The sequence below is a fragment of the Microcoleus sp. LAD1_D3 genome (assembly GCF_036702135.1).
Taxonomy (GTDB): Bacteria; Cyanobacteriota; Cyanobacteriia; order Cyanobacteriales; family Microcoleaceae; genus Microcoleus.
In genome coordinates this window covers 1-5,009 of the sequence record NZ_JAUBSB010000123.1, presented here as the reverse complement: position 1 = coordinate 5,009, position 5,009 = coordinate 1, and the positions used below count along the sequence as shown (strand labels likewise).

Here is a 5,009-nt window from a genome sequence, read left to right as displayed (position 1 = left end):
CTCCCGCGCATGAGTAGAAGATCTCAGTGGTTCAACCCGATGATGGGGCTTACTTGGAGTAGAGGTAAGGCAAAGTTCATTGGTGTTAACTTTAAGGATGCGATCGCCCTCAACCAGGCGAGCGTAGGGAACGGCTCCTCAAACCCTCAAAACTAAGATTGGGGGCGATCGCGCTTGGAGTTTCTTTCTCCCATTCCATTCTCAAAAGTAAAAACGATCGCTTGTCTGATAAAATGTTGAGCGACGGCTTCAGGTGATTTCGCAGAAAGAATTTACCGATAGAGGTAGAATATAGTGTTGATGACTAAGAATGTGGATACATGAGTCTCAACAGACTCAACAACAGCATTAACATCGTCGCAATAAGATTCGCGGTGTTCTGTCGGTGCTGGGGCGAGCGCCCTTCAATCTGAGATGATGATTGAAACTGAGCCATTTCTCGGTCAACTGAGCGAATGGGTAGCAGAAGTTGATTCTTCCTTTGCTGCTTTGCTCAAAGATTTGATTGATTGGGTCAGATTGCTCCCAGAGTCAGCCGTAGAGTTAATTCCTAGAGCTGGACTACCATTAAACTACCAACACTCTTGGCAAGGAATCTCGCCTTTTGTAGTCGGTAACGTCTTGTGGAGTTTATATGCGTTTTTGAGAACGCCTCAAGATTACTCGGAAATTCTCTGCATTAGCATCGCCCTCGGTGGCGATGTGGATACGACCGCAACAATGGCTTGTGCCATCGGCGGGGCATTTCTGGGCCTAGAAGCCATCCCGAATCAACTAGCGGAAGTTTTGAACGATCATGGTAGCTGGGGCCTCAGCGAACTGATTAAACTCGCTGACAAGTGTTATCAGTTGAAAGTCAAGTTGTAGCCACTTCTAACAACTTAGGACTTATTATTACGGCTAGATAAATTTGGACGATCCACATTTGTGTTTCTAAATCAGTCGATCGCCCAAACTCCAATTCCCTCAATCACACGATTTGCTCGCTAGAAGGTTCCCCGGTAGCAGGAGGATCTACCGTATCGCCAAAGGCAATCCGCAGAAAAGGCGGAGCCAAAAAAGTCGTCAGAATCACCATGATAATAATCGAGACTTCTAACGGTTTATCCAAAACTCCACTCGCCGAACCGATGCCGGCAAACACTAACCCGACTTCGCCCCGAGGAATCATCCCCACTCCGATCGCCAATCGATTGATTCCCGGCAGACCAAACACCACCCAACCAGTCACCAGCTTGCCCAAAATAGCAACCACAATCAAAAATACGGCAATCAAAAGTCCCGCCCGATTATCCGGCACCGCTGGGTTCAAAACTCCCAAATCGGCCCTGGCTCCCACCGTCACAAAGAAGATGGGTACAATCATATCGGCGATCGGTTTCACCAATTCATCCAACTCATTGCGCGCATCGCTTTCATCCAACACCAAACCAGCCGCAAACGCACCCAAAATCGCTTCGAGATGAATTGCATTGGCCAGAAACGCCATGAACAAGGCAAAAATAAAGGCGGGAATCACAATATTGCCGCGAGTTTTGAGTTTCTCCACCACAGCAGTGAAGCTTTTGTTAAAGATGCCGCCCAACAGAATCGAACCCAGTAGAAAGACAGTTGCACTGACAATCAAATAAATGACATTAACAACGTCAATCTCACCGGTTTTCGCTAAACTGGCGACAACAGCCAAGACAATAATTCCCAGCACATCATCAATCACCGCCGCACCGACAATGATTTGACCTTCTTTAGATTTCAGCCGTCCTAATTCCGACAAAACTTTTGACGTAATTCCGATGCTAGTTGCCGTCAAAGCAGCCCCCGCAAAAATCGCCGGAATCGCCGGAGTGTGGAAAATCATCATCAAGCCCACAGTACCGGCGGCAAAGGGAACTGCCACGCCGGCACAAGCGACAACGACGGCTTGAACCCCCACTTCTTTTAGTTGTCTGAGATCCGACTCCAAACCAATTTCAAACAGCAGAACAATCACGCCTAATTCAGCCAGCACTGAAATGACTTCACTCTGCGATTCAAACACACTGGTTAGGGCGGCAGGAGACAGATGATTAATCGATTGCAGAACTGTCATAATCCCTGAGTTGGATGCTGACAGCCCGCTTCCGGGAAAAACTACCAGGTGTAAAGCAGATACGCCAACAATTACCCCTGCTACAAGTTCACCCAGAACCGGCGGAAAATCAAATTTTATAGCCGCTTCCGCGCCTAATTTACTGGCGAGGTAAATCACTACTAAAGTGAGCAAAACTCCGCTGAGGACGATCGGCGAATTTTCAGCCTCGACTGTTGCTAACAAAGGTATGGGAGCAACTAGGGATGCCATCCCAGAACTTAAAGCTGTAATTGTATGGTTCAAAAACATGGTTACGATGATGGTAAAAAAGACGTTGAAACCAGACACTCCGGGACGCACACAAACTGAAGCGTTCCGGTTTTTTTAATGCGGGCCAAAGGATTCAGACGATCAAGCAAAACTCGAATAACCCAAATCTGGCGGCACATCCTGCCAGTGCCCTTGTCCGACTGCTTGAATTGCTTCTTTTAGCAAGATATCGCCGGTATAAATTGCCCTACCGACGATCGCACTTTTGACACCAATTGGTTCCAAAGCCAGCAAACTCAACAAATCTGCGATCGAACTAACGCCACCGGAGACAATCACCGGAATCGAAATAGCGTTAGCAATTTCGCCCAAAGATTCCAAATTCGGCCCTTCCATAGTACCGTCGCGGTGAATGTCGGTGTATATAATTTCAGCCGCCCCTAACTCGGCCATTTTTTGCGCCAATTCACTTGCTAAAACTTCCGAAGTTTCTAGCCAGCCTCTAGTAGCAACTTTACCATTTCTGGCATCGATGCCAACCAGAATTCGACCGGGAAATTCGGCGCACAATTCGCCGACTAATTGCGGTTGTTCGACGGCGACAGTGCCGAGAATGATGCGGCGGACGCCTAAATTGAGGATAGCAGCAACAGAAGCGCGATCGCGCATTCCCCCACCTACTTGACAGGAAACGTCTACTGATCGGACGATCGCTTCAATGGCTGCTTGGTTGACTGGATGCCCTGCTTTGGCGCCCTCGCCATTTGTTTCTAAATGAGTCGATCGCCCAAACTCCAATTCCCTCAATCACACGATTTGCTCGCTAGAAGGTTCCCCGGTAGCAGGAGGATCTACCGTATCGCCAAAGGCAATCCGCAGAAAAGGCGGAGCCAAAAAAGTCGTCAGAATCACCATGATAATAATCGAGACTTCTAACGGTTTATCCAAAACTCCACTCGCCGAACCGATGCCGGCAAACACTAACCCGACTTCGCCCCGAGGAATCATCCCCACTCCGATCGCCAATCGATTGATTCCAGGCTGACCAAACACCACCCAACCTGTTACGATCTTGCCCAAAATAGCAACCACAATCAAAAATACGGCAATCAAAAGTCCCGCCCGATTATCCGGCACCGCTGGGTTCAAAACCCCCAAATCCGCCCGAGCGCCCACCGTCACAAAGAAGATAGGTACAAATAAATCGGCGATGGGTTTCACCATTTCATCCAACTCCAGGCGGGCATCGCTTTCATCCAACACCAAACCCGCAGCAAACGCACCCAAAATCGCTTCGAGATGAATTGCATTGCCCAGAAAAGCCATGAAGTAGGCAAAAATAAATGCCGGGATGATAATATTGCCGCGAGTTTTGAGTTGAACCACCACCGCCGAGAAAGTTTTGTCGAAGACACCACCCAACAGAATCGAACCTAGCAAAAAAACAGTTGCACTGACAATCAAATAGATGACATTAACAACATCAATCTCACCGGTTTTCGCTAAACTGGCGACAACAGCCAGGACAATAATTCCCAACACATCATCAATCACCGCCGCACCGACAATAATTTGACCTTCTTTAGAGTTCAGTTGTCCTAAATCAGACAACACTTTAGATGTAATTCCAATGCTGGTTGCCGTCAAAGCTGCCCCCGCAAAAATTGCAGGAATTGCCGGAGTGTGGAAAATTATCATCAAGCCCGCAGTACCAGCGGCAAAGGGAACTGCCACACCTACGCAGGCGACAACGGTAGCTTGAATTCCGACTTGCTTGAGTTGTTTGATATCCGACTCTAAGCCAATTTCAAACAGCAGAATAATCACGCCTAATTCAGCCAGCACTGAAATGACTTCACTCTGCGATTCAAACACACTGGTGAGGGCGGCAGGAGACAGATGATTAATCGATTGCAGAACTGTCATAATCCCTGAGTCTGAGGCTGACAGCCCGCTTCCGGGAAAAACGACCAGGTTTAAAGCAGATACGCCAACAATTACCCCTGCTACAAGTTCACCCAGAACCGGCGGAAAATCAAATTTTAGAGCCACTTCCGCGCCGATTTTACTGGCGAGATAAATCACTACCAAACTGAGCAAAACTCCGCTGAGGACGATCGGCGAATTTTCTGCCTCGACTGTTGCTAACAAAGGTATGGGGGCAACTAGGGAGGCTATCCCAGAACTTAAAGCTGTAATTGCATGGTTCAAAAACATGGGTACGATGATGGTAAGAAAGACGATTCTACGCTGACTGTTGACTGTTGATTGTTGACTGTTGACTGTTGACTGTTAACTGTTAACTGTTGACTGTTGACTGTTGATTGTGAGTCGGAAAATTGATAACGGTTACATAATGACTATCAAGCAAAGCTTGAAGAACCCCAATCTGGCGGTACATCCTGCCACCGCCCTTGTCCGACTGCTTGAATTGCTTCTTTTAGCAAGATATCGCCGGTATAAATTGCCCTACCGACGATCGCACTTTTGACACCAATGGGTTCCAAAGCCAGCAAACTCAACAAATCTGCGATCGAACTAACGCCACCGGAAGCAATCACCGGAATTGAAATAGCATTAGCAATTTCGCGCAAAGATTCCAAATTCGGCCCTTCCATAGTACCGTCGCGGTGAATGTCGGTGTATATAATTTCAGCCGCCCCTAACT

At 47.8% G+C, this 5,009-nt stretch carries 4 protein-coding genes and 1 pseudogene; 1 reads left to right on the top strand and 4 read right to left on the bottom strand.

The annotated features are described in order from the left end of the window. Positions 1-381 precede the first annotated feature (381 nt). Positions 382-867: pseudogene (locus QUA74_RS29225) on the top strand (ADP-ribosylglycohydrolase family protein); the annotation flags it as partial. Positions 868-970: 103 nt separating this feature from the next. On the opposite strand, the gene QUA74_RS29220 reads toward QUA74_RS29225, so the two are convergent. The 4 genes from QUA74_RS29220 to QUA74_RS29205 form a co-directional block, all read right to left on the bottom strand. After that, a complete protein-coding gene (locus QUA74_RS29220; protein ID WP_333336191.1) occupies positions 971-2,380 on the bottom strand; it encodes a cation:proton antiporter in 1,410 nt (469 codons plus the stop codon). Between the two features lie 102 nt (positions 2,381-2,482). Beyond that, positions 2,483-3,148: a HisA/HisF-related TIM barrel protein gene (locus tag QUA74_RS29215; protein ID WP_333336188.1), complete on the bottom strand. Its 666-nt coding sequence runs from the start codon at positions 3,146-3,148 to the stop codon at positions 2,483-2,485. Beyond that, positions 3,149-4,558, bottom strand: coding sequence for a cation:proton antiporter (locus QUA74_RS29210; RefSeq protein ID WP_333336185.1), 1,410 nt, complete (start codon positions 4,556-4,558; stop codon positions 3,149-3,151). A 146-nt stretch (positions 4,559-4,704) separates the two neighbouring features. Further along, a partial coding sequence (locus tag QUA74_RS29205) for a HisA/HisF-related TIM barrel protein (RefSeq protein ID WP_333336182.1) occupies positions 4,705-5,009 on the bottom strand: 305 nt, incomplete at its 5' end.

Excerpts from the sequence above, each read along its gene's own strand:
- QUA74_RS29220 (WP_333336191.1), bottom strand. The coding sequence starts at position 2,380 with ATGTTTTTGAACCATACAATTACAGCTTTAAGTTCTGGGATGGCATCC.
- QUA74_RS29210 (WP_333336185.1), bottom strand. The coding sequence starts at position 4,558 with ATGTTTTTGAACCATGCAATTACAGCTTTAAGTTCTGGGATAGCCTCC.